This window comes from Streptomyces sp. NPDC029674, from assembly GCF_044903205.1.
Taxonomy (GTDB): domain Bacteria; phylum Actinomycetota; class Actinomycetes; order Streptomycetales; family Streptomycetaceae; genus Streptomyces.
Map to the genome: position 1 here is coordinate 37,911 of NZ_JBJDPY010000020.1, position 25,007 is coordinate 62,917.

21 protein-coding genes, 1 tRNA gene, 1 pseudogene and 1 riboswitch are annotated in these 25,007 nt (G+C 70.6%); of the genes and pseudogenes, 11 read left to right on the plus strand and 12 right to left on the minus strand.

Annotated elements, in window-relative coordinates; all coding sequences use genetic code 11:
* Window positions 1–355 precede the first annotated feature (355 nt).
* The 4 genes and pseudogenes from tpg to ACI2L3_RS34225 form a co-directional block, all read right to left on the minus strand.
* Window positions 356–913, minus strand: coding sequence for a telomere-protecting terminal protein Tpg (gene tpg, locus ACI2L3_RS34210; protein WP_404756309.1), 558 nt, complete (start codon window positions 911–913; stop codon window positions 356–358).
* A gap of 4 nt (window positions 914–917) precedes the next feature.
* Complete coding sequence (gene tap / locus ACI2L3_RS34215; protein ID WP_404756310.1) at window positions 918–3,047, minus strand: telomere-associated protein Tap; 2,130 nt, start codon at window positions 3,045–3,047, stop codon at window positions 918–920.
* 1,311 nt (window positions 3,048–4,358) lie between these two features.
* Window positions 4,359–4,958, minus strand: coding sequence for an HAD domain-containing protein (locus ACI2L3_RS34220; protein WP_404756311.1), 600 nt, complete (start codon window positions 4,956–4,958; stop codon window positions 4,359–4,361).
* Window positions 4,959–5,082: 124 nt separating this feature from the next.
* Window positions 5,083–5,277, minus strand: a pseudogene (locus tag ACI2L3_RS34225) (alpha/beta fold hydrolase); the annotation flags it as partial.
* On the opposite strand from ACI2L3_RS34225, the gene ACI2L3_RS34230 reads away from it, so the two are divergent.
* From ACI2L3_RS34230 to ACI2L3_RS34240, 3 genes are all read left to right on the plus strand, one after another.
* Window positions 5,277–5,528 (plus strand): DUF6193 family natural product biosynthesis protein, encoded by a 252-nt coding sequence (locus ACI2L3_RS34230; RefSeq protein WP_404756312.1) that lies wholly within the window; start codon window positions 5,277–5,279, stop codon window positions 5,526–5,528. The pseudogene ACI2L3_RS34225 and the gene ACI2L3_RS34230 sit on opposite strands and share 1 nt — an antisense overlap.
* Window positions 5,529–5,763: 235 nt before the next feature.
* On the plus strand, window positions 5,764–6,147 hold the full coding sequence (locus tag ACI2L3_RS34235) for a nuclear transport factor 2 family protein (RefSeq protein WP_404756313.1): 384 nt from the start codon (window positions 5,764–5,766) through the stop codon (window positions 6,145–6,147).
* 725 nt (window positions 6,148–6,872) lie between these two features.
* The gene (locus ACI2L3_RS34240; RefSeq protein ID WP_404756314.1) at window positions 6,873–8,429 is read left to right on the plus strand and encodes a carbohydrate-binding protein; all 1,557 of its coding nucleotides are present in this window, start codon (window positions 6,873–6,875) and stop codon (window positions 8,427–8,429) included.
* 59 nt (window positions 8,430–8,488) lie between these two features.
* Here ACI2L3_RS34240 and ACI2L3_RS34245 read toward each other — a convergent pair whose 3' ends face one another.
* The 5 genes from ACI2L3_RS34245 to ACI2L3_RS34265 all read right to left on the minus strand — a co-directional run bounded on the left by ACI2L3_RS34245 (window position 8,489) and on the right by ACI2L3_RS34265 (window position 11,414).
* Window positions 8,489–8,650, minus strand: a complete 162-nt coding sequence (locus ACI2L3_RS34245; protein WP_404756315.1) for a hypothetical protein — start codon at window positions 8,648–8,650, stop codon at window positions 8,489–8,491.
* A gap of 33 nt (window positions 8,651–8,683) precedes the next feature.
* Entirely contained in the window at window positions 8,684–9,118 is a 435-nt protein-coding gene (locus ACI2L3_RS34250; protein ID WP_404756316.1) for a VOC family protein, read from the minus strand.
* A 126-nt stretch (window positions 9,119–9,244) separates the two neighbouring features.
* On the minus strand, window positions 9,245–10,855 hold the full coding sequence (locus ACI2L3_RS34255) for a hypothetical protein (RefSeq protein WP_404756317.1): 1,611 nt from the start codon (window positions 10,853–10,855) through the stop codon (window positions 9,245–9,247).
* A 145-nt stretch (window positions 10,856–11,000) separates the two neighbouring features.
* The gene (locus ACI2L3_RS34260) at window positions 11,001–11,267 is read right to left on the minus strand and encodes a hypothetical protein (RefSeq protein WP_404756318.1); all 267 of its coding nucleotides are present in this window, start codon (window positions 11,265–11,267) and stop codon (window positions 11,001–11,003) included.
* A gap of 73 nt (window positions 11,268–11,340) precedes the next feature.
* Window positions 11,341–11,414, minus strand: a tRNA-Met gene (locus ACI2L3_RS34265).
* 887 nt (window positions 11,415–12,301) lie between these two features.
* Window positions 12,302–12,466, plus strand: a riboswitch (cyclic di-AMP (ydaO/yuaA leader).
* 4 nt (window positions 12,467–12,470) lie between these two features.
* Between ACI2L3_RS34265 and ACI2L3_RS34270 the strand changes: the two genes are divergently transcribed.
* Entirely contained in the window at window positions 12,471–13,205 is a 735-nt protein-coding gene (locus ACI2L3_RS34270) for a transglycosylase SLT domain-containing protein (RefSeq protein ID WP_404756319.1), read from the plus strand.
* Between the two features lie 102 nt (window positions 13,206–13,307).
* Here the strand turns inward: ACI2L3_RS34270 and ACI2L3_RS34275 are convergent, their stop codons facing one another.
* On the minus strand, window positions 13,308–13,664 hold the full coding sequence (locus ACI2L3_RS34275) for a hypothetical protein (protein ID WP_404756320.1): 357 nt from the start codon (window positions 13,662–13,664) through the stop codon (window positions 13,308–13,310).
* Between the two features lie 418 nt (window positions 13,665–14,082).
* Between ACI2L3_RS34275 and ACI2L3_RS34280 the strand changes: the two genes are divergently transcribed.
* The 3 genes from ACI2L3_RS34280 (at window position 14,083) to ACI2L3_RS34290 (ending at window position 18,115) form a co-directional block, all read left to right on the plus strand.
* Window positions 14,083–14,853, plus strand: a complete 771-nt coding sequence (locus ACI2L3_RS34280; RefSeq protein ID WP_404756321.1) for a hypothetical protein — start codon at window positions 14,083–14,085, stop codon at window positions 14,851–14,853.
* Between the two features lie 548 nt (window positions 14,854–15,401).
* Entirely contained in the window at window positions 15,402–17,681 is a 2,280-nt protein-coding gene (locus tag ACI2L3_RS34285; RefSeq protein ID WP_404756322.1) for a catalase, read from the plus strand.
* Between the two features lie 206 nt (window positions 17,682–17,887).
* A complete protein-coding gene (locus ACI2L3_RS34290; RefSeq protein ID WP_404756323.1) occupies window positions 17,888–18,115 on the plus strand; it encodes a DUF5133 domain-containing protein in 228 nt (75 codons plus the stop codon).
* 270 nt (window positions 18,116–18,385) lie between these two features.
* On the opposite strand, the gene ACI2L3_RS34295 is transcribed toward ACI2L3_RS34290, so the two are convergent.
* Entirely contained in the window at window positions 18,386–19,342 is a 957-nt protein-coding gene (locus ACI2L3_RS34295) for a GlxA family transcriptional regulator (protein ID WP_404756324.1), read from the minus strand.
* Window positions 19,343–19,436: 94 nt separating this feature from the next.
* Between ACI2L3_RS34295 and ACI2L3_RS34300 the strand changes: the two genes are divergently transcribed.
* The gene (locus ACI2L3_RS34300) at window positions 19,437–20,030 is read left to right on the plus strand and encodes an MBL fold metallo-hydrolase (RefSeq protein WP_404756325.1); all 594 of its coding nucleotides are present in this window, start codon (window positions 19,437–19,439) and stop codon (window positions 20,028–20,030) included.
* 317 nt (window positions 20,031–20,347) lie between these two features.
* Here the strand turns inward: ACI2L3_RS34300 and ACI2L3_RS34305 are convergent, their stop codons facing one another.
* Entirely contained in the window at window positions 20,348–21,667 is a 1,320-nt protein-coding gene (locus ACI2L3_RS34305; protein WP_404756394.1) for a phosphatase PAP2 family protein, read from the minus strand.
* Window positions 21,668–21,952: 285 nt separating this feature from the next.
* On the opposite strand from ACI2L3_RS34305, the gene ACI2L3_RS34310 reads away from it, so the two are divergent.
* The 3 genes from ACI2L3_RS34310 to ACI2L3_RS34320 all read left to right on the plus strand — a co-directional run bounded on the left by ACI2L3_RS34310 (window position 21,953) and on the right by ACI2L3_RS34320 (window position 24,986).
* Window positions 21,953–23,482, plus strand: a complete 1,530-nt coding sequence (locus ACI2L3_RS34310) for a diacylglycerol/lipid kinase family protein (protein WP_404756326.1) — start codon at window positions 21,953–21,955, stop codon at window positions 23,480–23,482.
* Window positions 23,483–23,761: 279 nt separating this feature from the next.
* Window positions 23,762–24,649: an ANTAR domain-containing protein gene (locus ACI2L3_RS34315; protein WP_404756327.1), complete on the plus strand. Its 888-nt coding sequence runs from the start codon at window positions 23,762–23,764 to the stop codon at window positions 24,647–24,649.
* A gap of 88 nt (window positions 24,650–24,737) precedes the next feature.
* A complete protein-coding gene (locus tag ACI2L3_RS34320) occupies window positions 24,738–24,986 on the plus strand; it encodes a DUF6332 family protein (RefSeq protein ID WP_404756328.1) in 249 nt (82 codons plus the stop codon).
* Window positions 24,987–25,007: the final 21 nt, after the last annotated feature.

Sequence of the window (25,007 nt, forward strand, 5' to 3'; positions counted from 1 at the left end):
CACCGGCGAGCATCGCCATCTGCTAATCCGCCGCGACCCCGCTGCGAGGAGATTCGCGTTCTGCCTGTGCTGGTCACCCACTGCAGTGCCCCTGGCCGCCGTCGCCGCTGATACGGCCCCCGGCCGGTTGCCCGAACCGGATCATGACTCCTGGGTGAGCAACCCGCTCTCGCTGACCGTTCCGGAGATCCGCCACCTATTCAGCGCCGTCCTCAACCCGCCAGTCGTGTCCCCGGCGAGACTGCTGCACTGGTCGAACTGGCGCAGACGCCACCGGCAACAGCCAGGCGCAGCCACTCCCGACGACGCCCATCCCACGAAGCGAGCGGATAGATCACGAAACCGCACTGGAGTATTAGTAGTCGAGATCCAGATAATCGATGTCGTTGATTTCGACGTCCGAGAGTCCCATAGCGCGGCTTCCGCCGTCCTGGAAATAGACTTCCTTGAACCCTTCGGCGATGATCCCGCGCATCTGCTGGTCGCCGGCCCCGGCGTCGCGGGCGTCGAACAGGCGCTGCGCGTACGGCGCGGGGAGGTGCACGGTCAGTCGCCGGAAGCGTCCGTCATCGGTCGTACCGACGGGTGCGGTGTACCCGAAACGGGCGCGGGTCTCCACGGTGATGCCGCCGGTGGCGGCGGCCTGGCGCCGGCGGCGTTTGCGGACCTGCGGCTGCCAGCGTTGGCGTACCGCGTTGTCGATTTTTGCGGCAATGTCGGCGCGGGCGTGTTTGCGGGCGCCGCGCCGGTAGCGGTTGACGGAGTCGGCGGTGACACCGATCTCCTGTGCGACGGCCTTGGCGCTGCCCAACTGCCGCAGCAGGTAGCCGATCTGGGCCTTCAGTGTCTTGGGCGGCTGGCGGGTGAACGCCTCCCGGTCCGCCCGCTCGATGGCGTCCTCGATCTCCCCCACCGCGCTACTCCCCTTCGTCCAGGACGGCGTCGCCGCCCTTGATGTGGCGGGCCGGGTTGAGGCCCTTCTCCATCAGGTCGACCGCCCACGCCATGCCCTGGACGCCCTCCAGCTTCGCCCGGCCCGGCGTGGTGCCGAGCCGGAAGGCGCCCGGTTGCGGCTTGCCGGAGGCGGCGTAGGGCAGGAAGTCCAGCGGTGAGGGGCCGGGGCTGGGGTAGACGACGCAGTCGGAGAGCACGGCGAGCGGGTACAGGCCGGTCAGCTTCACCATGTTGGTGAGCTTGCGGTGCATGTTCACGCGGGCCTTGCTGATGACGGCGGCGCGGATGTCGGGCCGCCAGGTGGGGCGCTCCAGGGCCGGCCACCGCTCGCCCGCGCGGTACTGCTTGCCCTGCGGGCGCTCCCGGAGCTTGCCGACTCCGCCCTTGACCGTGGCTTTGATGGCGGCCAGGACGGCGGCCAGGGCCGGGTCGGTCTGCTGGTGCTGCTCCATCGCGGCCAGGAACTGGTGGTCGTCCAGGTCCTTGGTGACGCCCAGATCGGCGAGGGTGTCGGCGTAGGCCGCCTTGAGGCGTTCGTGCCACGGGTCCAGGTAGCCGCCGGTCTCCCGGCGCAGGTAGGCCTCGATGGGTGCGACGTTGTAGCCGAGCTCCTGGGCGTAGGCGACGGTGTGCGTCTGGTACCAGGCCGGGCCGCTGGGGCGGGTGCCGTCCGGTGTGAACGGGCTGGGCAGGCGCGGGTCCAGTTCGATGTGGGACAGATCGACCAGCCAGGAGCCGGGGATCTTGGGGTTGAACGTCGGGGTGTGGAAGTGGTCGGGGGCGTTGAGGCCGACGACCAGGCGGGCCGCGGCCGCCAGGAAGGCGGTGTTCAGGTCCAGGCCGACCACGAACGGCAGTGCGCACTCGTGACCGCTGAGCGAGTCCACCGACCGCACCCATTGAAAGGCCTCTTCGTCGAGAAACCCGCCGTTCCAGCCGGAGTTGATGACGACGGGGTGTTCCGGGGTCGCTTCCGGCGGGGCCGGGTCGACCGGCTCCTCTCCGAGGCTGCCGGGGTTGTGGCCGGACACCCAGGTGCCGGTGGCGCGGTCCTGCACGGCGCGGGTCGGCGGCCGCATGGCGGTCATGAGTTCCAGCCCGCAGACCGCGGTCGATCCGCAGGGGGTGATGACGCGCTGGGCGTAGAGGCCGAGGACGCGCGCGATGTCGGCCGGTTCCATTTCTGTGACGCCCGGCCAGGACCTGGCGTCCAGGGCGTCCCACGACAGGACGGCGAACTGCACGCACTGGCGCTTTTCGCCCTTGGTCTTGGGCGGCAGGAAGACACGTGCCCACGGTCCGAACCCGCGCTGGGTGAGTTTCCATCCCGCCTTGGTGACCTGCTTGACCACAAGGTGGTCCTCCGGCAGGCGCAAGGAGCGGCGCTGCTCGTGGCCCTCCAGGCGCTCGGGCAGGCCGAGTTTCACGGCGGCCGCCGCGGTCAGCACGATCAGTGGGTCACGGTCCTTGCCATGGCGGTTCAGCTTGGAGGCGCCGAGACCGGAGTCGCGCAGCGTCCAGTGCACCAGGTCCATGACGGTGGTCGCCGGGCAGTCCAGCACTGTCCCGTGGGCCGCGTACGCGCAGCCGTCACCGTCCAGCACGGCGAGCGGGCCGTGCGGAAAGCGGGGGTCGGCGGCAGGCTTGGCGGTCCTCTTCGCCGCCGGGCGGCGCGACGTCGCCGGGTGCGCGGGACGCGCGGGTGCTGCCGGAGTCTCCGGCGTGGATGTGGCCGTCTGCGCGTCGGCGGTCGCGGGGGCGGCGGGGCCGGTGGGTGTTCTCGGCTCTGCCGGCGGTGGCACGGGTGCTGCGGCCGGGGCGGGCGGGGTGGCGGGGGCTGTGTAGAGGGGGTGCTTCGCCGCCCATGCCTTCAGCAGTCGCTGGTAGGCCTCCAGGCGCGGCGGCTTGGGTTCGGAACGGCCGTTCTCCCAGTTCTTGACCGTCTGCGTCGTGGTCTTCAGCGCGCCGGCGAGGCGGGCCTGCGTGATGCCGGCGGCCTGGCGCAGTCTGGCGCGCTCTGCCGGGGGCGGGAGCTGTGGCTCCTCCTCCAGAAGGGCGTCGATGTTGGCGAACAGCTCTTCCTCGGTTGCCATGTGAGCCTCCTTCCGCGCCCGAACCGTAGCACCACTTACCTCTCTCTTTAACCTGCGCCTTTAACCCGTTCGGCTTCTCTTTGCGGAGCGGTGGACGCCGTGGGCGGGCTGCGGGCCGCTGATACGGTCGTGTGCGCGGTCATCACAGGCCAAATGGGGGCGCCGGGTGCGGTGTTGGGCAGGGCCGAGGCGGCGCCGGGGCGTGGGCTTCGGTGCCGTTACGCTGGCGTTGCTGGCGTTGCTGGCGGTCGTGGGGGCGGGCTGGTTCTTCCTCGGTGATGGCTACGACCGATGGCGCGATGAGGAGTCCGTGGCTGATGTGTGTGCTGGCTCGATGGGACGCCGGGCGGGCCGGACGGGCCGGGCGAGTACAGAGCGCGGGCGACGGTCCGGATGGAGTGGCGTTCCAAGGCGTGGGGCCCGCACGTTCTCTCCGGGCGCAGGGCCAACTCCTACGCCGCTGTGCTCCCGGTGCCGATCGGCCGGGGCTGGTCGGGCATCGTGAACCCCAACGGGGAGGACGGTGCGACGGCCACCGTTGTCCTTGCATGCCGGAACAAGACTGGCCGCGCGCCGGGGACAGCCTGTCTCTGTTCGTGACGAGCCGGGGCTCGCGTCCGTACAAGGAAGCTGCGCAGCGTGTGCGGCTGGCCCGGTTCGCGACGCAGACCGCGCAGGCCGCCGCCCGTGAGTACGGCTGTGATGCCCGTCCCGGCGGCCGCATCGAGCGTGTCGCGCCCCTCGACCGCGGGCGCCGGATTTACCAGGACGCGCCGGCTCTGGCCCGGGCCGGGGGGTACGTGTGCGGGCATCCGGCCGGGCTGGGTGATCACGCGTGCCCATGGCACCCCGGTAGGCCACGCACCCGTCTAGGCCACGCACCCGTCGAGGACTGCCTGTTGGTCGACGCCCAAGGCCGGCCCCTGTTCCGCCTGTCCGCCTATTACGGCACCTTCGCCGATGACCAACGACTCAGGACACAGACAACGACCCCGCACCTCAGCGCCGGTACGCGCGAACAGCCCTGCGGGACTTCGCCGAGCGGTCCGCGGCCCGGCACGGCTGCACGAACGTGAGGCTCCTGTGAGAGCTCCTGGCAGATCGGAGGCCTCCGATCCCGCGGCCTGAAAGCGAACAGCCCGCAGGCTGTACCGGCGTCATACGGCCCGGCTTGACCGGTTGACGGTGTGAGGTGTCTGTCTACCGCCTTGTCCCCACCCGAGTCTCAGTCCGAGCCCGAGCCGAGGAAGCGGCCAAGGCCGGCCAGCCGGCTGGCTGGCTGGCTGGCTGGCTGGCTGGCTGGCTGGCTGGCTAGTCCAGGTTCTCGCTGAACGGCTCACCGTCGTCGGGGTGTTGGCCGGCCACCATGTGCTGCTGGCGGTCCTCCGCCCCGAATGGTTGTCGCAGCCACGCGGCGAGAGTTGCATAGTCGCCATCGGTGAGGCCAAGGCGGGCATCGACTCGGTGGACCAGGGCGCGGTCCCCATGACGGGCGGCGATCCAGGCCCGGTCCGTGCCCGTTACCTCGTCATCGACCCATACGAACGGCCGTCCTGCCGCCCAGTCGACAAGGGCACGGGTCTTCCAGTGCAGCCCATCGCGTGCGTCCTGGTCATCGGCGTCCGACGGCTCCGGCCAGGCGACCACGGCGAGCTGCTGAAGACCGAGCAGCGGAGCGATGCACTCGTTTGCTTCATCCATCCACGTCGTGGCCCAGACCACCTCACAGGGAAGCGCGGCCAGCTTGGCCCCGTGCTGAGGATTGATCCTGGTCAGGAGCGGGCTCGCATTGACCCCACGCAAGTGGGGGCCGAGCTCATACGTCGGATACTGCTGCGGCTCCGCTCCGAACGGGATAAGCGGTCCGTCGACGTCGAGGAACAGCAGCGGAAGCTGCACAGGGCCAGTCACAGCAGCACAGGGTAGCGAGGCGCCCGCCGCCGGTCGCTCAACAGGAGGGCTGCCCAGCACAGACCCGCTGTCGCTGTCCGAACCGACAGACACACGCTGTTGCTTGAAAGGGTGCTGCGGAGCGCTACTCAAGTGAGCCCTGCTGAAGGAAGTCAGTAAGTGCAGAGGCCAGCACTTCGGGCGCCTCTTCGGCGACATGATGCCCGGACTCGATGCCGTGACCGCGGACGTCCTGGGCCCACCGGCGCCAGATCGCGCGGGGATCACCGTACAGCTCTTCCAGGCCGTCCTGGAGCGACCAGAGGACCAGCGTCGGGCATGCACTTCAGCCGGTGCACCGAACAACGGTGGACGTGGGACATCCCCTACATCCAACCCGCAGCCGACGGCGGCTACTGGGTATCGGGACCTTTGCGCTCGCAGACCGTGGGGCCCGCCGCGACGGCCGCGCAAGCCGTTGCCATGGTCGTGGAACGCCTGCCGGCCGGTTGCGGCCCCGCTTTTCTCGGCACGCCGGATGAACTCGTCGCCCACGAGAAGGCAACACAAGGCCGCCGCCTCAGCGGCTGAACGGCGGGGCTTGGTTCCCTTCTCGCAGCCGTCCACCCCTGCCCGCAGCGCCGTGTCTGCGCACTGGGCAGGCGCGGGCCGCGAGCGTCGTGGAGGGCCGTCGTCGGCTGCGCCACCACCCGCCTTCTGCCGGTGCCTCATTACCCCGGACGTAATCGACCACCGTGCGGCCGGGCGGCAGTCTTGCGTCATCGCCCCGCAGGACGAGAACCACCTCACAGGAGGCCGAACCGCCATGACCGCACACGACACCGCCGCGTACGAGACCGCCGTCGCCCGCTACTTCGAGGCCTGGAACGTGGAGGGCACCGAGAACATCACCAAGGCCGTGGCCGCCGCCTGGACCGAGGACGGCAGCTACACGGACCCGCTGGCCGACGTCTCCGGGCACGAGGGCGTCGCCGCCGTGATCAACGGGGCCCACGAGCAGTTCCCCGGCTTCGAGTTCCGCCGGACCGGCACGGTCGACGGGCACCACGACATCGCGCGCTTCACCTGGGAGCTCGTGTCGCTCGCGGACGGGTCCGCGCCCGTCGCCGGGTTCGACGTCATCACGCTGGCCGACGACGGCCGCATCCGTACCGTGCACGGGTTCCTGGACCGCGTGCCCACGGCCTGAACGAACGAAGTCCGCCCTGCGAACCGTGTCGGTTCGCAGGGCGGATTGGTGTTGGTGCGAGCTGGGCCGAGTTCCGGCTGGGTGGACCAGTACAGGTCGCGCGGTCGTGCAGGGGAAGCCTGGAGACGGTGAAGACGCACGTCGGGAATGTGCTGACCAAGCTCGGTGGGGACACCTCTCCCCCAGGCCACCTCCGAGGTGAGTTGTCGGTACGGCTCCGGCAGTCGCGGGCCGGGTGAGCGAATGAGGAGATACTCCAGCCTCGAGAGGCGGGAGACGTGCCGGAGCGTCGTGTTGCCGGATACGAACGTTGACCGGCCACGGTCGCCTGTGGCCCTGTGACCCTGCGGTACCCGCCACAACAGCGACGCGGTGCGGTAACCGTCCGCACCAGCCGGCGGCGCCAACGGGTCGTGCCCATAGCCCGTGCAGCCCGCGTAGTCCCAAATCGCTCTGCACCTGGGCGAGTTCATGTAGCCGGACGAGAATCAGATACCCGTCTATTGACGCGCTCATGGTCAGCCTCTAGCTTCCAGGGAAAGCGCTTTCCCTGTATGGATGCGATACCCGGATCCCTGGCACGTTCATGTAGTCGAACCGTCCGCGCGCCCGGTTGTCCGCGCCGTCACGTCACCCGCTCCGACGGCACCGTTCCCTGGACTGCTGCACGGCTTTCCGGCGGGGGCGAACCCGCCAACCCGAACCCACCAACCTGGAGGAACAGGATGCAGCTGAGACCCGTTGCAGCGTCCGTCGGCCTGCTGGCCGGCACGCTTGTCGCGTTGGGCGGCACCACGGCGCACGCCGCGTCCAGCCGTTACGAGGCCGAGGTGTCGCCGACGGTCTGCACCGGCACCATCGACTCCGACTGGTCCGGGTACTCGGGCAGCGGATTCTGCAACGGCACCAACGCGGCGGGTGCCTATGCGCAGTTCACCGTGAACGCCTCCGCCGCGGGCACGGCGACCTTGAAAGTCCGCTTCGCCAACGGGGGCACCGCCGCACGCCCCGCGGACGTCGTGGTGAACGGCTCGGTGGCCGCCTCGGCCTCGTTCGAGGGCACCAGTACGTGGGGGACGTGGGTGACCAAGACCGTGACGGTGCCCCTGAAGGCGGGCGGCAACACCGTCCGCCTCAGCCCGACCGGCGCGGGCGGGCTGCCCAACCTCGACTACGTCGACGTCGAGACCGGCGACACGCCGCCTCCCTCGGGCACCGCCCTGTACGTGGCGCCGAACGGCAAGGACGGCGCGGCCGGCACCCAGGCGGACCCGACGACGCTCACTTCGGCGATCGCCCGCGTCCCCGCCGACGGGACGATCTATCTGCGCGGCGGGACCTACGGGTTCTCCAAGACGGTGACCATTCCGCCGGGGAACGACGGGACTGCCGGCGCCCGCAAGAAGCTGCTGGCCTACCCCGGGGAGAGCCCGGTACTGGACTTCTCGGCGATGAGTGAGGACCCGGCGAACCGTGGGCTCGCCGTCAACGCCTCGTACTGGCACATCAAGGGCATCGTCGTCGAGCGGGCCGGTGACAACGGGATCTTCGTCGGCGGCAGCAACAACGTCATCGAGCGCACGGTGACGCGCTTCAACCGGGACACGGGGCTGCAGCTCTCGCGGATGGCCTCCACCACGCCCAAGGACCAGTGGCCCTCCAACAACCTCGTGCTGAGCGCGGAGTCGCACGACAACGCCGACTCCGACGGCGAGGACGCCGACGGGTTCGCCGCGAAGCTCACCGTCGGCTCCGGGAACGTCTTCCGCTACGCCGTGGCCCACAACAACATCGACGACGGCTGGGACCTCTACACCAAGACCGACACGGGCCCCATCGGACCGGTGACCGTCGAGGACTCCCTCGCTCACCACAACGGCACGCTCAGCGACGGATCGCAGGCCGGCAACGGCGACCGCAACGGCTACAAGCTCGGCGGCGAGGACATCAAGGTCAACCACGTCATCCGGCGCAGCATCGCCTACGACAACGGCAAGCACGGCTTCACCTTCAACCGCAATCCCGGCACGATGACGGTGTCCGACAACGTCAGCATCGACAACGCCGAGCGCAACTTCTCCTGGGACGCGGGGACATCGGTGTTCCGTGGCAACACCTCGTGCCGCAGCGGCAGCGGGTCCAACGACAAGACCGTCGGTGACGCCGACGGCTCGAACCAGTTCTGGTCCGGCACGAACGGATCCCGGTGCTCGGCCTATGCCGGGGCCCTGAGGTGGTCCTACGCGGCGGACGGCCGGCTCGTCGTGACCTTCGGCGGCTGATCTTCGACGGCCGGCCCTCGGCGGCGGCACTGCGGTGACTCCGTGGCCGAGGGCCGGACCTACTTCTTGCGTGACTCCACTCGGTCCGTCACCAGGTTCGCCACGATCCCGAGCAGGGTGACCGCCGCCGCGGGCAGCCACGGGTTGGTGGCGTGCAGGCCAGGGGTGAGTTCCAGTACGAACAGGGCGGCCCGGAGCAGGGTGCCCGGCCGGCTCGTCACTGGACGGGGGGTGGGGCTCGGTGTGGCGGGGGCTCAGTCGATGCAGAACTCGTTGCCTTCGATGTCCTGCATCGCGATGCAGGACTCGTTCTCCTCGTCCGCCTCCAGCAGTTGTACGCGTACCGCGCCGAGTGCGACCAGGCGTGCGCATTCGGCCTCCAGGACGGCGAGGCGCTCTTCGCCCGCCAGGCCGGTGCCTGTCCGCACGTCGAGGTGCACGCGGTTCTTGGCGGCCTTGCCTTCGGGCACGCGCTGGAAGTACAGGCGGGGGCCTACGCCTGAGGGGTCGATGCAGGCGGCCCATGAGCCCTGGGTCTCGGGAGGCTGGGTGCGGTTGTACGCCTCCCAGGTGGCGAAGCCTTCCGGTGGCGGCGGCAGGACGTATCCCAGCACCTCGCACCAGAAGCGGGCGACGCGCTCGGGGTCGGCGCAGTCGAAGGTGACCTGGAACTGTCTGATCGATGGCATCGGCGCACGATAGCAGGGGGGTTGTGCCGTCCTTTGACGAAGGCGGCCCCCTCGGACGGTGTCCGGCGGGGCCGCCTCGTGGGTGGGTGTCAGTGCCCCGGATCGGGGCGCGGACCTCGGGGTGGGCTAGCGGACGTCGACGTAGTCCTCACGGCCGTAGTCCGCGTAGTGGGTAGTGACCGTGTCGGTGTAGCGCATCTGCCAGGTGCCGTCCTGCTGGGCGGTGAACTTCTTGCTGAACGTGCCGTCGCTCAGCGTCTTGGTGCTGCCCAGTTCCTTCCACGCGGAGCCGGTGGCCGCGGCCTTGAACCAGACGCGAATCGTCTGCCCGCCGTACGGACGCCAGGTGGATCCCGGCTTCCGCATCAGGCCGCCCTTGGCGGTGACCTTCGTGCCCTTGCGCACGCCCTCGGGCGTGACACCGTCGTTCCAGACCTTTGTGTAGGTGCGGCCCAGCTTGAGACTCGGGCTGTTCACGCCCGCGTTGACCAGGCGCAGCCGCCACTGGGAGCCGGAGTCGGCCTTCTTCGGCGAGGAGGCGGTGAAGGAGGCGCCGTAGGTGGCGTCGAAGGTGCCGGTGCTGGTCCAGGATCCTCCCTCGGGGCGGTGGTCGATGGAGACCTGCGCCGTGGTTCCCGCCGGGAACGAGCCCTGGGTGACGCCGAGTTCGCCGGTGAAGGTGACCTTGCGGTACTTGCTCACCTTGGCCTTCACATCCGACAGCTTGCTCGTGCGCGGGGGTGTGGCCAGCGTGAAGGAGTGCGGGGACGGCGCCGTGAACCAGCTCGACGTGGTCGGCCGGACGGCGACCGGTCCGCTCTGTTTGACGGTGTATCCCGTGGAGAAGACGCCGTCCTCGCCGCTCACCACGGTCTTTGTCGTGCCTCCCACGCCCCCGGTGACGATCTCCACCCCGTCGGCGAGCGGCTTCTGCGTGCCGTCGTCGGCGATGCGGCTGAGCCTGCCGCGGACGGGGATGTCACTGCCGTAGGGGGCGGTGACCGTGCCGACGGGCGCGTCGACCGTGAACTTCAGTTCCTGCTTGCGGAAGGGCAGGGTGAGCGACTCGTACTGCTGGTCGAACATGTACTCGTAGGTGGTGTCGGTGCTGGACTGGCCGAAGTACCCGGAGGTCGTGAAGCGTCCCTCCTCGTTCGTCCACACCCATCCCTCGCTGCGGGCCTCCCGGGCGCGGTAGTACATGCCCACTCCCGCGAAGGGCTTCACCTCGTGGGTGTTGGGGTCCTCGGCCACCAGGGACCCGGTGACCTTGACGGAAGGTTTGTCGTAGGAGATCCACGGGTGTTTGCTGGTGAGGGTCAGCTTGGGACTGAGGCCGTAGTTGAGGTAGCCGGTGGAGCGCTGGACGACCTCGTTGGGCCGGCCTTCCCGCGCCACGACGTCGATCACGTAGGCACCCATGGCGGGCAGGGTGACCGGCTCGGACCGGAAGGTGGCCTCGTAGCACTCGCCCGAGTCGGGGCAGGTCTCGGTGCCGTCCAGGCGGAGGCGGGCCAGGACCTCGGGGTCGTTCTTCGCGTGAATCTGGAGCGTGACGTCCTTGGGGTGGAAACGCGCGGACATGTGCTCGTAGAGGGCGTATATCTTGCCGCCCTCCTGCAGGGTCTCCGTGCGGCTGCGCGAATCGCCGTCGCCTGCGTGCGCCGCGGGTGCGGCGACCAGTGTGGCAGTGCAGACCACGAGGCCCGTGGACAGCGCTGCCGTGAACTTCTTCAAGACTCCCCCATCGGATCTTGCTGTGCGTGACGCGCGTTTGACCGGCGGGGTGGGCCAATGGTTGTGCGACGGCCCGCGGCACATGTCGCATGTCGCCTGTCGCCTGTCGCCTGTCGCAGGACACCTATCGCCTGTCGCATGTGTGTCAGGGGGCTCGGTCCGCGGTCCGTGTGCAGCAGTCGTGTCCGTCGGGCGGCAGGCCCATGACGTTCAGCACGGGTTCTCCGCCCTCGAGGACCTCGAAGGTGAAGTTCGCCCGGGAGGGGAGCGCCACGAGCGAGCACTGGGTGCCGAAGGTCGGCGGAGGGTAGGGCGCCCAGGGGCAGTTGGCCCTGTCCAGGGCGGACACCACTTCCGCGTACGTGATCCCTGCCGGGAAGGTGCCCGTCCCCCCGGCGGCAGGGGCAGGCACTCAACTCCAGGTCGGGGTCGTACATACGCAGCAGGGTCCGGATCCACGTGGGATCCGGACCCTGCTGTTGCAGTAGCGGGGACAGGATTTGAACCTGCGACCTCTGGGTTATGAGCCCAGCGAGCTACCGAGCTGCTCCACCCCGCGTCGGTAGACCCAACAGTACGCCACTTCGGACGGCCCGCACACCACGGTGGTCGCCGAGCGGCTTTGGGCGTAGCTGACTCGTCGTCGGAAGGAAGCCCTCTGAGGAGGTTCCTTGAGGAAGTCCCTTCGTCAGAAAGGGGTGGGGCGGAGGTGGTGGGGAGGTTTTCCTTTTCCGGCCATGGAGTTCACGGTTCCGTGAAAGGAGGCGACAACCTGGCCGTTCCGTACTGTCCGTACTGGCTGCTGAAATCGCGCAATTAAAGCGTCCACTCCCGCGTCGGCGGCCGCCATTCCTTTCGGGGACCGGCTGAAACGGGATGTCAGCCGCCCAAAGGGCCGTGCCGGAAGCATTGTTGACGAGGTGTCCGCCGTAGACCTGAAGGTGAGGGTTGGGGCTGACTCGATGGGAGCAGTGCAGGTGGCGTGCGGCGGTCTGCCGGCGGTAAGGCCGCCGGGATGATTCGCGTGCGTGCCGGGTGAGCCGATGTCCTCCCTGTCTCCAGACTTCCGGAACCTCGGGGGCAAGATGACCGTTCTGGTGCGGAATGCCACCTTTGCGGGTGTCCGTATTCGAGCAAATTTTACTTATTGAGCAGTTAAGAGCATATGCGGGGTTTGCCTGCTCTGTGGGGTAGTTGAGCGGAATACCGCGCTGCCGCTGCCCAGTGAAATGTGTCACGCTCGCGGGTCCGTGGCTCCGCGAGCCGCTGAGCGGTTTTTCGTTCAGCGCAAAGTGAGTTGGGTTTTCGATCAAAGAGGGGGCGGGGTTCCGGTCGCCGGGATTTGCCCTCGCGCATTCCCTTCGCCGGAATTCCGGTCTTGTTCGGCACGGGGTTTCTCGCCTAACGTCACCGTCAATCCGGATGGAACGCCGAATCCTGCCGCTGTCCGGAAACTCGCCCACCCACTCACTTACGCACGGCAGGAGCGGGGGACCCAGGTAAGCCGCCGATCCCGGTTCCGGGACGGCTCGGGGTGAAGTCGCATGCCCAGCGACCGGACATCTCCCGTCCGAACCCGACAGCTCACCCCGCAGGCGACGGAGAGGAATTCGTCATGCCCGCAAAGGGTAAGCACCGCCGTCCCAAGTCCAGCTCGCTCACCCGGGGCATCGCCGCCGCCGGCACGGGCGGCGCCGTGCTCGTTCTGCCGGTGCTCGGCGCGACCACGGCCGCCGCGGCGCCTGCCGGCGCGGCCGCCAAGCCCGCCGCGGCGCCGAAGACCTATGTCGTCGTCGCGGGTGACTCCCTCGCCGAGATCGCCCGGGAGCACTCCGTGAGCGGCGGCTGGAAGAAGCTGTACGAGGACAACCGCGGCGTCCTCGGTGGCGACCCGGCGCTGATCCACCCCGGTCTGAAGCTCACCCTGGGCAAGGAGTCCGCCGAGGCGTCCGCTGAGCGGGCGGACCGGTCGAAGCGCGACGACGCGGCCGCCGCCGAGCCCGCCGCCGCCCCGGCGAAGAAGTCCTACGCCAACAACCTGGACGGCTGGATCCGGGAATCGCTCGACATCATGGCCCAGCACGGCATCCCCGGCTCCTACGAGGGCATCCACCGCAACATCATGCGCGAGTCCTCCGGCAACCCGATGGCCATCAACAACTGGGACTCCAACGCTGTCGCCGGAACCCCCTCCAAGGGCCTCCTGCAGGTCATCGGCCCCACGTTCTCCGCGTACCACGTGCCCGGCACCTCGGTGGACAGCTTCGACCCGGTCGCCAACATCACCGCCGCCTGCAACTACGCGGCCGACCGGTACGGCTCGATCGACAACGTGAACGGCCCCTACTAGGCCCCACGACCACATCTGTTTTTCTGTCCCGGACAGCACTGAGCCCCGGCACGCGATGCGTGCCGGGGCTCAGTGCTGAAGGAGATGAAGGACCCGGTCGAGTCAGACCGCTGTGCCGCTCGTGCTGCTCGTGCCGCTCCTCGCCCACTCGATCACCAGGCGGCGGAAGGGGATGACGAGGACGGAGCAGATGACCACGAGGCCGCCCGTGAAGAGCCAGATGCCCTGTTCCTGGTCGATGGACAAGGCGATCGCGCTGCCGACCACCGCGCCTGCGGGCAGGCCCAGCAAAGAGCGCCAGTCCGCGCCGCGCAGGGCGAGGAGAACTCCTGGGAACACGGCCGCGAAGCCGCCGACCATGAGGAGTATGTCCCTGCCGTTGTGCTCTTCCCTGCCGGGCTCCGTCGAACAGTAGCGCTTGCCTGCCGTGCAGTCGGCCACGTCGATCGAGTGCGCCACCCCCCAGGCCAGCGCGACGACCCGTGAGGCCCGTAGGTGTGTGCGGTCACTGCCAATGCGGCTGCTTTTTCACGGGAGTTGAGCGGCATCGCCTGCGGGGTGGCAGTCGGCATTGATGTCACGGCCCTGGACCAGGTGCCCGGGGGCGACGCATGCTGTCTCACCAGTCGGCAGAGCTCTTCGAGCAGTTGGCAGCCCTGCCTGCGTTGCCGGATCTTTGCAAGCCGGGGGCAGTTCACCGCACGCTCAAGGAGAATGGGCCGCTCCGGTTGTCCGTACTATCGCTGTGTCAGGGCATCTGTGCACTGGATCCCGTTGCCGCGCCGCCAGGCCCCGGCCCGGCCCCGGTCTCGGGAGGCACACATGTGCAGCAGGCTCTTCAACTCCGGCCTCAGGCCCGGGAAAGGTTGTGCGCCCCATGTCCGAGAACGTTTCCGCCACCGAACTGACATCGCAGTACTCCGCTCAAGTCCACGCCGACCTCGAACGCAACACCAAGGAACAGCACCGCATCGGGGCGGAAATCGCCGCCTTGCAAGAGCAGTTGGCGGCCCATCAGCGCGACCACGCGGTGCTGGTCAGCATCCAGCAGGCCCTCGACGCGGCCCCGGCGCCGGTGGAGCCCGCGGTCCTGCCGGAGCGGGCCGCTGTCCCCGCCCCCCGCGACGCCGGGAAGAAGACCTCCGGGTCCGGCGCGGGCAAGCGGACGCAGGGGAAGAAGGCCGCTTCCCAGCCCCGGCGCGACACCGCCGGGAAGACGAACGCAGGGAAGACGAGCGCGGGGAAGCCGAGCGCCGGGAAGGCGAGCGCGGGTAAGACGGCCGGCGAGAAGGCGGCCAGCGGGAAGGGGGCCGGGAAGGCCGAGTCCGGGAAGACGGCGCAGCCGACGCTGGTCGAGCTGATCCGTGGTCACCTCGCCGAGCAGAGCGAGCCGCGTTCGGCGGCCGAGATCGCCACCGCCCTGGGGCAGGCTCACCCTGAGCGCAGCGTCAAGACGACCGTGGTGCGCACCACCCTCGAAGGGCTGGTCGCCAAAAGCCAGGCCCAGCGCAGCAAGCAGGGCTCGTCCGTCTTCTACACCGCCGGCGCGGCGGTGTCGGAGCAGGCGGCACCGGCGCAGGCCGAGCAGCAGGAGCGGGAGCGGGAGCAGGGCCAGGGCCAGGAGCAGCCCGCGTCGGCCGGCGCATGACACCACCGCCGCGGCACGCCCGGGCCGGTCGGGCCGGGCGCTGTGGCGTGGGCGGGAATGCCGGGCGGGGCTGTCTTGCGCTGATGCCGGCAGCGACTGCACCGGCACCAGCATCGGCGTCGGTACCGGTGGGCAGGTGACGGCAGGCCGGCCCGGCAGGTTGTGTCCTGCCCGGCCGGTCCGCCGGCGGCCCCGGCCGTCCGAGCCGAACCCTTCTCGGGCCGGGGTGCGCGTGGCGCGAGGCCGACTCCGCATCCCCTGTACGGCTGACGGATCTGGTGGATGCCGCCGTGCCGAGCCGGGCCAGTCCTTCTCGGCCCGGGATGCGCTGTAGCGCGAGGCTGACTCCGCAGCCCCTGTACGGCTGACGGATCTGATGGGTGCCGCCGTGGGGCGGCCGGTCGGCGGAGTGGGTGAGGGCGCCCCGGACGGCGCAGTACATGTGTCCCACAAGAAGTCGTGGGGTACCGGTCGTCACGCGATATCGCCCCTGCCGCGTGTCACGTACGCCGGTGCGTGGCACGGTCCCGTCGAACGATCGGAAACCAGTGAGCGAGAAGAAGAACCCGGTGGCGGCCGCCGCGGAGAAGGCTGTGGAGAAGGTCCAGGACGCCATGCGGTCCGGTAATGAGATTCCCGGTGCGCCGGGCCCTGAGGCGGCGCCGGTGGAGGAGCCCACCCGGCCGCGTGAGCCGTTGCCGCCCAAGGCCGACCAGCGTGGTCCGGATACGTACAGCCCCACGGGGCAGCCCACCGGGGTGCCGCAGGACAAGGTCGCCCAGGAGGGGGCCTACCTGACCACCGCGCAGGGGGCGCGCCTGTACGAGACGGATCATTCGCTGAAGGCGGGGCCGCGCGGGCCGGTGCTGCTGCAGGACCACCACCTGCGGGAGAAGATCACCCACTTCGACCACGAGCGGATTCCCGAGCGGGTGGTGCATGCCCGCGGGGCGGCGGCGCACGGGGTGTTCCGGGCGTACGGCAGTGCCGCGGGGATCACCAAGGCGGGGTTTCTCGCCGAGGGGGTCGAGACGCCGGTGTACGTGCGTTTTTCCACCGTGCTCGGCTCGCGCGGCTCGGCCGACACGGTGCGCGACACCCGTGGCTTCGCGACGAAGTTCTACACCGACGAGGGCGTCTTCGACCTGGTCGGCAACAACATTCCGGTGTTCTTCATCCAGGACGCGATCAAGTTTCCCGACATCATCCATGCCGGGAAGCCGCATCCGGACCGGGAGATCCCGCAGGCGCAGAGTGCCCACGACACGTTCTGGGACTTCGTCACCCTGCACACCGAGGCCACCCACCACACGCTGTGGAACATGTCGGACCGGGGCATCCCGCGCTCCTACCGGATGATGGAGGGCTTCGGCGTCCACACCTTCCGGCTGGTCAACGCCGAAGGCGCCACCACGCTGGTGAAGTTCCACTGGAAGCCGCGCCTGGGCGTGCATTCGCAGGTGTGGGAGGAGGCGCAGATCACCGGCGGGGTGGATCCCGACTTCCACCGCCGTGACCTCGCCGACGCGATCGAGGCCGGTGCCTTCCCGGAGTGGGAGCTGGGTGTCCAGACCTTCCCCGACACCGAGGACCAGATGTTCGAGGGCATCGATCTGCTGGATCCGACGAAGATCGTGCCCGAGGAGCTGGCGCCGGTCCGCCCGATCGGTCTGATGACGCTGAACGCCAATCCCTCGAACTACTTCGCCGAGACCGAGCAGGTCGCCTTCCACCCGGGCCATCTCGTGCCGGGCATCGACGTCACCGACGACCCGCTGCTGCAGGGGCGGCTCTTCTCCTACCTGGACACCCAGATCAGCCGGCTGGGCGGCCCCAACTTCGGCCAGCTGCCGATCAACCGCACCCACGCGCCCGTCAACGACATGCTGCGCGACGGCATGCACCAGACAGCCGTGCACCGGGGCGCCGCGCCCTACCGGCCCAACTCGGTGGACGGGGGCTGTCCCTTCCTGGCGGGTGCGGACACCGGGGCCTACATCGAGGTGCCGGCCGAGGTGCCGGCCTCACGCAAGGTGCGTGACGCGGCGGCCACCTTCGACGACCACTTCAGCCAGCCGCGGCAGTTCTGGCTCAGCATGACGCCCCCCGAGCGCGAGCACATCGCCGCCGCCTACACCTTCGAGCTCGGCAAGTGCTGGAACGAGGGGATCAAGAAGCGGGGCCTGAACGTGCTCGCCAACATCGACCCGGAGCTGTGCGCGCAGGTCGCCGCGGGCCTGGGCCTGCCGGTGCCGGAGCCGTCCGCGCCGCTCGCCGCGGTCGAGCCGAGCCCCGCGCTGTCCCAGCTGGGCCAGGAGTGGCCGGTCGACGGGCGGATCGTCGGCATCGTCACCGACGGCGTCAGCGACCTGGACGGGGTGCGCACGGTGCGCCGGGCGGTCCTGGACGCCGGGATGGTTCCCCTGGTCATCGCCCCGGCCGGCGGCACCCTGGACCCGGACGGCGACCCGGTGACCGTGCAGCGCACCTTCACCACCGCCCGGTCCATCGAGTTCGACGCCATCCTGCTGGCCGGGACCCCCGCCCCGGCGCCCGACGCGTACGGGGCGCGGGATGCCAAGGTCGACGACGGCGCGGCCCGGGCGACCGGCATCGAGCCGCGGCTGCTGCTGATGCTCACCGAGGCGTTCCGGCACGGCAAGGCGCTGGGGGCCTGGGGGCGGGGAGCTGCCGCCCTGGAGGCGGCGGGGCTGCCCGCGGACGCGGCGGGCGTGGTCAGCGGTGACTCCCCCGAGGCCGTGCTGCGCACGGTCACCGGCCTGCTTGCCGGGCACCGGGCCTGGGAGCGGTTCAGCCCCGCCCTGTGAGGTGCGGGGCCCGGCCCGGTCGGCCGGGGGCGGTGGCGGAGCACGGGCCGTCGCCGCCCCCGGCCGTTTGGTGGGGTGCGGGGCTCGACTGGAGGGTCCTGGCGGTGGGGGTGACAATGCTGAATTGTGGGGGAATGCCGATCTGAATCGGGGGCACAAGGGGCGGTGCATCCCCCCTGCGAGTAGTGGCTATGAGGAGGCCTCTGATGCTGATGGCACATCCCGTGGTGCTGAAGAACCTGGTCGAGCAGTACGAGACGCTGCGCGCCCTGCATGCCGAGAAGGGCACCAAGGAGGCCCTCCAGCGGGTGGAGGACGTCGCCTACACGCTGTGCGTGTCGACCGGGACCCGCGACATCGGTGCCGCCCTCACGGCCGCCCGCAGCCAGCTGGCCGTCTCCCCCGCCGGGGGTGACACCGCTCTGGTGTCGTAGGAGGCCTCCTGCGCGTTCAGCCGGCCCTGTTCCTGGCCGCCGCTCCACCGGGAGCGGCGGCCTTTTCGTTTGGTGGCGGCCCGTGCCGCGTCTCAGAGCCTGTCTTTGAACCCCCGTCGTCCGCGCGGAGCGCGGGCGCAGCGGCGTTCGGTGCGTGCGATCGGCGTGCGGCGCCCCCGGTCATGTGGCGGAGCCACCTGTCCGGGGGCGCCGTGCGGCGAGCGTGCGTGCCGGGCGTCGGGGCGCAGGCGGGGGTTCAAAGACAGGCTCTCAGGGTGTGGTGGTGAAGGAGCGGCGGTAGGAGCGGGGCGGTACTCCCCTGCGGCGTACGAACTGTTCGCGCAGGACGGCCGCGCTGCCGTAGCCGACGCGGCGGGCGATCTCCTCGACGGGCAGGTCGGTGGTTTCCAGGAGTTCTTCGGCGCTGCTCAGGCGCAGGGTGCGCAGCCAGGCGTGGGGGGTGGTGCCGGTGGCGGCGGTGAAGCGGCGGGCGAAGGAGCGTTTGCTCATGACGGCGCGGCGGGCCAGTTCGGTGACGGGCAGCGGCCGGTGAAGGTTTTCGCGGGCCCAGGCCAGCACGTCGGTGAGGTGTTCGTCGTGGCAGTCCTGGGGGGTGGGGGCGGCCAGGTACTGGGCCTGGCCGCCGTCGCGGTGGGAGGGCAGTACCACGTCCCGGGCGACGGCGTTGGCCATCGCGGCGCCGTGTTCCCTGCGGATCAGGTGCAGGCAGAGGTCGAAGCCGGCGGCGGCTCCGGCGCCGGTGACGATGCGGCCTTCGTCGATGTAGAGGGCGTCGGGTTCGACGGTGACGGCGGGGTGGCGGCGGGCGAGCAGGTCGGCGAACCGCCAGTGGGTGGTGGCCCGCCGGCCGTCCAGGAGTCCGGCGGCGGCCAGTGTGAAGGTGCCCACGCAGTGGGCGGCGATCAGGGCGCCGCGCCGGTGGGCGGTGTTCAGGGCGTCGAGTACGGCGGGGTTGGGTGGTGTGCGGAAGGCCGCCCCGGGCAGGGCGATCACGAGGTCGGCGCGGGCGAGGCGGTCCAGGCCGTGGGTGAGGGTGAGCGGGATGCCGACGTCGGTGGCGAGGGGGCCCGGGCGGTCGGTGCACAGGGCGAAGTCGAAGCCGGGCAGTGCCGTGCCGTGCGGGCCGAAGGTCTCGGCGACGATGCCGGCGGCGAGCAGGCCGGCTCCGGGCGGGGCGTAGGCGGCGACGGTGGTGAAGGGGGGCACGCGCACAGTGTGGCAGCCGGTGTGGCAGTAATCCTGCGATCAGCGGCAGATGTGCCACTCGTGAGCGGTCGGGGCGGCCGCAAGGATGAGGGACATGACAGACGCACCGCTCGGCCGCAGCGCCGTATACACGATTTTGACCACCGGTTACGTCGGCTCCACCGGCCCCGGGGTCGCCGCCACCGTCTCCTACGTGTCCGATGCCGGACGGCATGTGATCTTCGATCCGGGCATGGTGGCGAGCCGCGAGGACATCCTGGGCCCGCTGCGGGAGCTGGGCCTTGGCCCCGAGGACATCACCGATGTCGTGCTCAGCCATCACCACCCGGACAACACCATGAACGTGGGCCTGTTCGGGCGGGCCCGGGTGCACGACCACAAGGTGGAGTACCAAGGTGATCAGTGGCACAACCGGGACGCCGAGGGCTACGAGCTCACTCCGTCGCTGCGGCTGATCCGCACGCCGGGCCACAGCCCGGAGGACATCACGCTGCTGGCGGGCACGGACTCGGGGGTGGTCGCTTTCGCCGGTGACCTGTGGTGGCACGCCAAGGGCCCGGCGCAGGACCCGGTGGCGCCCGACCTGGGGGTGCTGCGCGCCTCCCGGCTGCGGGTGCTGGCCGCGGCGGATCTGATCGTGCCCGGCCACGGCGGCCCGTTCCGGGCGGATGAGAGCACGCCGCGCTAGGGCCTGTCCGGCGGATCAGGTCGCGGCGGGGTGGCGGCCACCCGTCGGTGCAGGTGAGCGGGGTCTGGTGCGTCGAGATGCAAGGCGGAGGAGGGCGGCAACGCGATGGGGGTGCCCCCTGCTCGAGCGGAGCCGAGAGCTCGGGGGAGTTGACAACCGACGACAACGCCGCAGGGTTGGGGTCTCCCCTGCTCGAGCGAAGCCGAGAGCTTGGGGAAGTGCCAGACCCCGCGGCCCGCGGCATGATCCGCCGGACAGGCCCTAGCCGCTGCGCTCACCCGCTCCCGTATTCCTGTCGTGTTCCGGTGTTTGCGTGCTCACGCCATTTCGGGCTGGGGTTCTGGTTGCTGGGCCGGTGCGGTCTTGGGTTCCCACAGCCGGGTGGTCCGTACGTAACCGTGGATCACCGAGATCATCGCCAGGACGAGGAGCGGTCCGAATATCCACGGGTGGTCGGCCATCTGCACCGGCAGATAGCGGTAGGAGACCAGCATCAGCGTGAAGACGACCGTGCCGTGGACGACCAGCAGGATTCCCGAGCGGTCCCAGCCGCGGTCCAGGGCGCGCAGGGCCGCGTCGATGGTGAAGGCGAAGACCACGCCGGCGACGATGTCGGCGCCGTAGTGATAGCCGAATCCCAGGGTCGCGCCGAGGGTGGCGATCAGCCAGAACGTGCCGGCGTAGCGCAGCAGGCGCGGGCCCTTGCGGGAGTGGATGAAGATCGCGGTGGCCCATGCCGTGTGCAGGCTGGGCATGCAGTTGCGGGGGGTGATCTCGTCGAACGGTATGGCGTGCGGGGTGCCCAGCGGTGGCGGGGTGTGGGGCCACAGGTCGGCCAGCGCCCACTGCTGGCCGCCGGTGCCGAAGGCGCCGGTGCCGTAGGTGAAGATCGGGCCGACCACCGGGAAGATCATGTAGATGGCCGGTCCCAGGAGGCCGATGACCAGGAAGGTGCGCACCAGGTAGTGGCCGGGGAAGCGGCGCTCGGTGGCCACGTTGCGCAGCTGGTAGAGGGAGACGGCGACCGCGGCGACCGCGAGCTGGATGTAGACCCAGTCAAGGACGTGCGCGCCGACGGGGCCGGTGGCCTCGACGATGCGGCCGGCCAGCCAGGACGGGTTGCCCAGGGCGTGGTCGGCGGTGGCCACGTACTGGTCCAGGACGGTGGGGCGGGTCTTGGAGGTGATCAGCAGCCAGGTGTCGCCGGTCTTGCGGCCGGCCACCAGGAGCAGGCCCAGGCCGACGCCCTTGAGCAGCAGGACGCGTTCCTGGCCGGTGCGGCGGGTCAGGGCGATGGCCCCGTATCCCAGGATCACCCACAGCGCGCCGTTGCCGAACATCATGTCGGCGCCGACGATCCAGCGCACCAGGAAGAAGACGAGGTCGATCCCGACGGCGGCGGCGGCCGCGACGGCGCGCTGGCGCCAGGTGAGGACCACCATCATCAGCGCCATGCTGGCGTACAGCAGCGGGCCCGACTTGGGGGCGAAGAGCACTTCGCGCGCCTGGTTGGCGATCGGTCCGGGCAGGCCGTAGTGGCGTGCGGCGATCTCCAGTGCGATCAGGAACGCGAGGGCCACCGCACCGGCCGCGGTCCACAGCAGTACCCGTGGGCGGCGCAGTGCGGAGAGCAGAATTCTGCGATTTTCTTGCGACTTTATTCGCGTTGCTATCGATATCAAGGGCTTGGCCGATTTGTTAGATTTTAGTTAAATGGCTCACTTTTTTGTGCTAGATAGCGTGTATTTCTGGGGCCGGTCGGGCTATCAGGGCGATCGTCGTGAGTTCGATCATGCTAGCGGAGCGGTGCGGGTGAACCATCTTCCCGAACGAAAGAGCGGGCGCGGCTAGGGTGAGGCAGCGCCGCGGGCCGGGCCGGTCCGCGCGCGGCGGATTTCTAGGTGCAGGGGTGGAGCGAGGGTATGAAGCGACCTGGTCGGCTGGGGAAGATACCGGGTCCGGGAATCCGGGTGGCCGCGGCCTTCGCCGGGCCGCAGCCCGGGCGGGCGCGGTCCGCGCTCGCGCTGCTGCGCCGGGCCGCGGGCAGCGAGGCCGTGTGGCTGGGCGCGGCGGCCGCGCTCGGCGCCTCGGGCGGGCGCAGCGCCCGCCGGGCCGCGCTGCGCGGCCTGGGCTCGGTGGCGATCGTCACGGCGGTCAGCCGGACGCTGGTCAACCCGGCCGCCCGCCGTCCCCGTCCTCTTCTTCGGCCCCGTCCCGCGGCGGAGCGTCCCCTGGCGGCTTCGCTGCCCGCCAGTCCGCTGGCGTCGGCCGCCGCCTTCGCCTGCGGGGTCGCTTTGGAGTCGCCCCGGCACGGCCTGGCCGTGCTGCCGTTCGCCGCGGGCCTTGCCCATCTGCGCGGCCGCGGAAGCCTGGGCCACCGGGGCCGGGTGGCCGCCGGGGTGGTCGTGGGGGTGGGCGCCGCGCTGCTGACCTGCCGCTGGTGGCCGGTGAAGCCGGAGGCCGCGGCGGCCGCCGCTCCCCCGCGCCGGCCCGCCCCCGCGCTGCCGGACGGCAAGGGCCTGCACCTGGTGGTCAACCCGTCCTCCGGCGTCGCCTGGTCCAAGGACACCGCCGAGGCGCTGCGCACGCTGCTGCCCGAGGCGTCGATCACCGTGTTCGAGCCCGGTGACGACCTCGTGGCGCTGCTGGACGAGGCGGCCGGGCGGGCGCTTGCGGACGGCGGGGCGCTGGGGGTGTGCGGCGGGGACGGCACCGTCAACGCGGGCAGCGCGACGGCCGCCCGCCACCACGTGCCGCTCGCGGTCTTCCCCGGCGGCACCTTCAACCACTTCGCCGCCGACCTCGGCAACCAGAGCCTGGAGGACGTCGCCCGCGCGATCCGGGCGGGCGAGGCGGTCACCGCCGACGTGGGCCGGGCCTCCTCCCCCGCCGCGACCGCCGCACCCGGGGCGCCGGGGCCCGGGGGCGCGGAGCAGCAGCTCTTCCTCAATACGTTCAGCATCGGGGTGTACTCCGAACTCGTGCACGCCCGCGAGCGGCTGGAGAAGCGGATCGGCAAGTGGCCCGCGCTCACCGTGGGGCTGGCCAAGGTGCTGGCCACCGGCAGCCCGCTCTCGGTGGTCATCAACGGCCGGCGCCGCAGCATCTGGCTGCTCTTCGCGGGCAACGGCATCTACCATCCGGCCGGTTTCGCCCCCACCTACCGCACCCAGCTCGACGACGGGCTGCTGGACGTGCGCGCCGTGGACGCGGGCACCCCGCTGGCCCGCACCCGGCTGCTGCTGGCCGTGCTGAGCGGGACCCTGCACAGCTCCCGGGTGCTGACCACCGCCCAGGTGCGCCGGCTGGAGCTGGAAGTCCTGGAGGGCGAGCCGCACTTCGCCTACGACGGCGAGGTGACCGACGCCACCTACCGGCGCCTGGTGCTGGACAAGCTGCCCAAGGCCATCACCCTGTACCGTCCCGCCGACCAGGAGCAGTGGCTGCGCTGAGAGCCTGTCTTTGAACCCCCGTGGGCCCGCCCGTCGTCCCGTTGCGGTGGAACGCCCGGCCCACGGCGCCCTGTTCGCGGCCGGAAAGCGCCCCCCGTCGGCGGCTGGAATTCGGGGCCGGTCATGACATGACGGGCAGGGCCCGATACGGTCGCTGCAGCGTGTGTGAGGAGCAGTCCCGGCTGCGGAACGAGCTGGTCGGGACCGGTGCCGGCGTCGACGGCCGTGCTGCTCACCGACCGGCGAGACGGCCGTAAGGGTGCGGCCTGGGGAGAGAGCTTGACGACCGTTTCGACTGTGCCCCCGTCGCCCGACGAACAGCCCGACGCCCGGCTCCCTGCCCCGCCCGGGGACGAACTGGAACAGCTGCGCGCCACCGCCGAACAGCTGCGCGGACAGGTGGCCGAGCTGGAGGTCCAGGCGCGGACGCGGCCCAGGATCGCGCTGGCCGAGGGCATCCTGGTCGAGCGCTACCGCCTGGCCGAACCGCAGGCGGCGTTCGCACTGATGCGCCAGGCGTCCCAGCGGGCCAACATCAAACTGCACCAGCTGGCCGCCGCGGTCGCCCGCACCCCGGGACCGGCGCCCGGAGCCGAGGTGTGGCTGCCCCGGCGGACCCGGCACCCGGCGCCCGACCTGACCGCGCTGAGGGCCGGCACGCTCGACGCCGCCAACCAGGGCGAGGTCCTGGGCGCCGCGCTGCGCCGCGTCATGAGCGTCACCGAGACCGACATGGGCAACGTGCAGCTCATGGAGGACGACGTCCTGCGGCTGGCGAAACACGCCGGGCACCCCCGGCACTTCACCGACTACTTCGCGTTCGTCGAGGGCAACACCGCCTGTTCACGGGCGGCCGCCGCCAGCCGTCAGGTCACCGTCAAGGAAGTCGAGTCCTCGCCCGGTTTCGACGACGAGACGCGCCGGGTGATCCTGACCTCCGGCAGCCGCGGCGTCCACAGCATCCCCCTCCTCGACGGCCAGGACACCGTGCGCGGCGTCATCTCCTCCCACCACGCCCGCCCGCTGGCCGGCTTCACCCAGGCGCAGCTGCGGGAGCTGGGCACCACCGGCCGCACCATGGGCTCCTGGATCACCTGGCACCAGGGCACCGTCCTGCTGGACGCGCTGGAGGACCTCCACCGGCTCGCCCTCACCCCTGGCCGGTGAGGGCGGCTCCGGTGGCGTAGCGGGCCATCGACGGCCGCAGCCGACCGCCGCCTGCCGCACCCGCCAGGGGCCTCAGTACGCTCTGCGCATGGGGACACGCCGCCGCAGCCAGGCCGAACGGGACGCGATCACCGTCGAGATCGGATACGCGCTGCTCAGCGCCTGCTTCCTGGGGGCGGTGGTGTTCGGGGCGGTCGCCGGTCCGGTCTTCCTGTGGCAGCTGCCGGCCGCCCTGGACAAGAGCCTGCCGCTGGTGGGCGCCGCGCTCGCCGTGCCCCTCGCGGTGCTGCGGGTCGTGCACGTGCTGTGGCGCTGCGCGGGAGACCGGCAGCACTGACACCGCGCGCGCTCCCGGCAT

What these genes read in the sequence shown, in the direction of transcription:
- tap (WP_404756310.1), bottom strand. Translation starts at nt 3,047, where the DNA reads ATGGCAACCGAGGAAGAGCTGTTCGCCAACATCGACGCCCTTCTGGAG.
- ACI2L3_RS34230 (WP_404756312.1), top strand. Translation starts at nt 5,277, where the DNA reads ATGCACTTCAGCCGGTGCACCGAACAACGGTGGACGTGGGACATCCCC.
- ACI2L3_RS34235 (WP_404756313.1), top strand. Translation starts at nt 5,764, where the DNA reads ATGACCGCACACGACACCGCCGCGTACGAGACCGCCGTCGCCCGCTAC.
- ACI2L3_RS34240 (WP_404756314.1), top strand. Translation starts at nt 6,873, where the DNA reads ATGCAGCTGAGACCCGTTGCAGCGTCCGTCGGCCTGCTGGCCGGCACG.
- ACI2L3_RS34250 (WP_404756316.1), bottom strand. Translation starts at nt 9,118, where the DNA reads ATGCCATCGATCAGACAGTTCCAGGTCACCTTCGACTGCGCCGACCCC.
- ACI2L3_RS34270 (WP_404756319.1), top strand. Translation starts at nt 12,471, where the DNA reads ATGCCCGCAAAGGGTAAGCACCGCCGTCCCAAGTCCAGCTCGCTCACC.
- ACI2L3_RS34280 (WP_404756321.1), top strand. Translation starts at nt 14,083, where the DNA reads ATGTCCGAGAACGTTTCCGCCACCGAACTGACATCGCAGTACTCCGCT.
- ACI2L3_RS34290 (WP_404756323.1), top strand. Translation starts at nt 17,888, where the DNA reads ATGCTGATGGCACATCCCGTGGTGCTGAAGAACCTGGTCGAGCAGTAC.
- ACI2L3_RS34300 (WP_404756325.1), top strand. Translation starts at nt 19,437, where the DNA reads ATGACAGACGCACCGCTCGGCCGCAGCGCCGTATACACGATTTTGACC.
- ACI2L3_RS34310 (WP_404756326.1), top strand. Translation starts at nt 21,953, where the DNA reads ATGAAGCGACCTGGTCGGCTGGGGAAGATACCGGGTCCGGGAATCCGG.
- ACI2L3_RS34320 (WP_404756328.1), top strand. Translation starts at nt 24,738, where the DNA reads ATGGGGACACGCCGCCGCAGCCAGGCCGAACGGGACGCGATCACCGTC.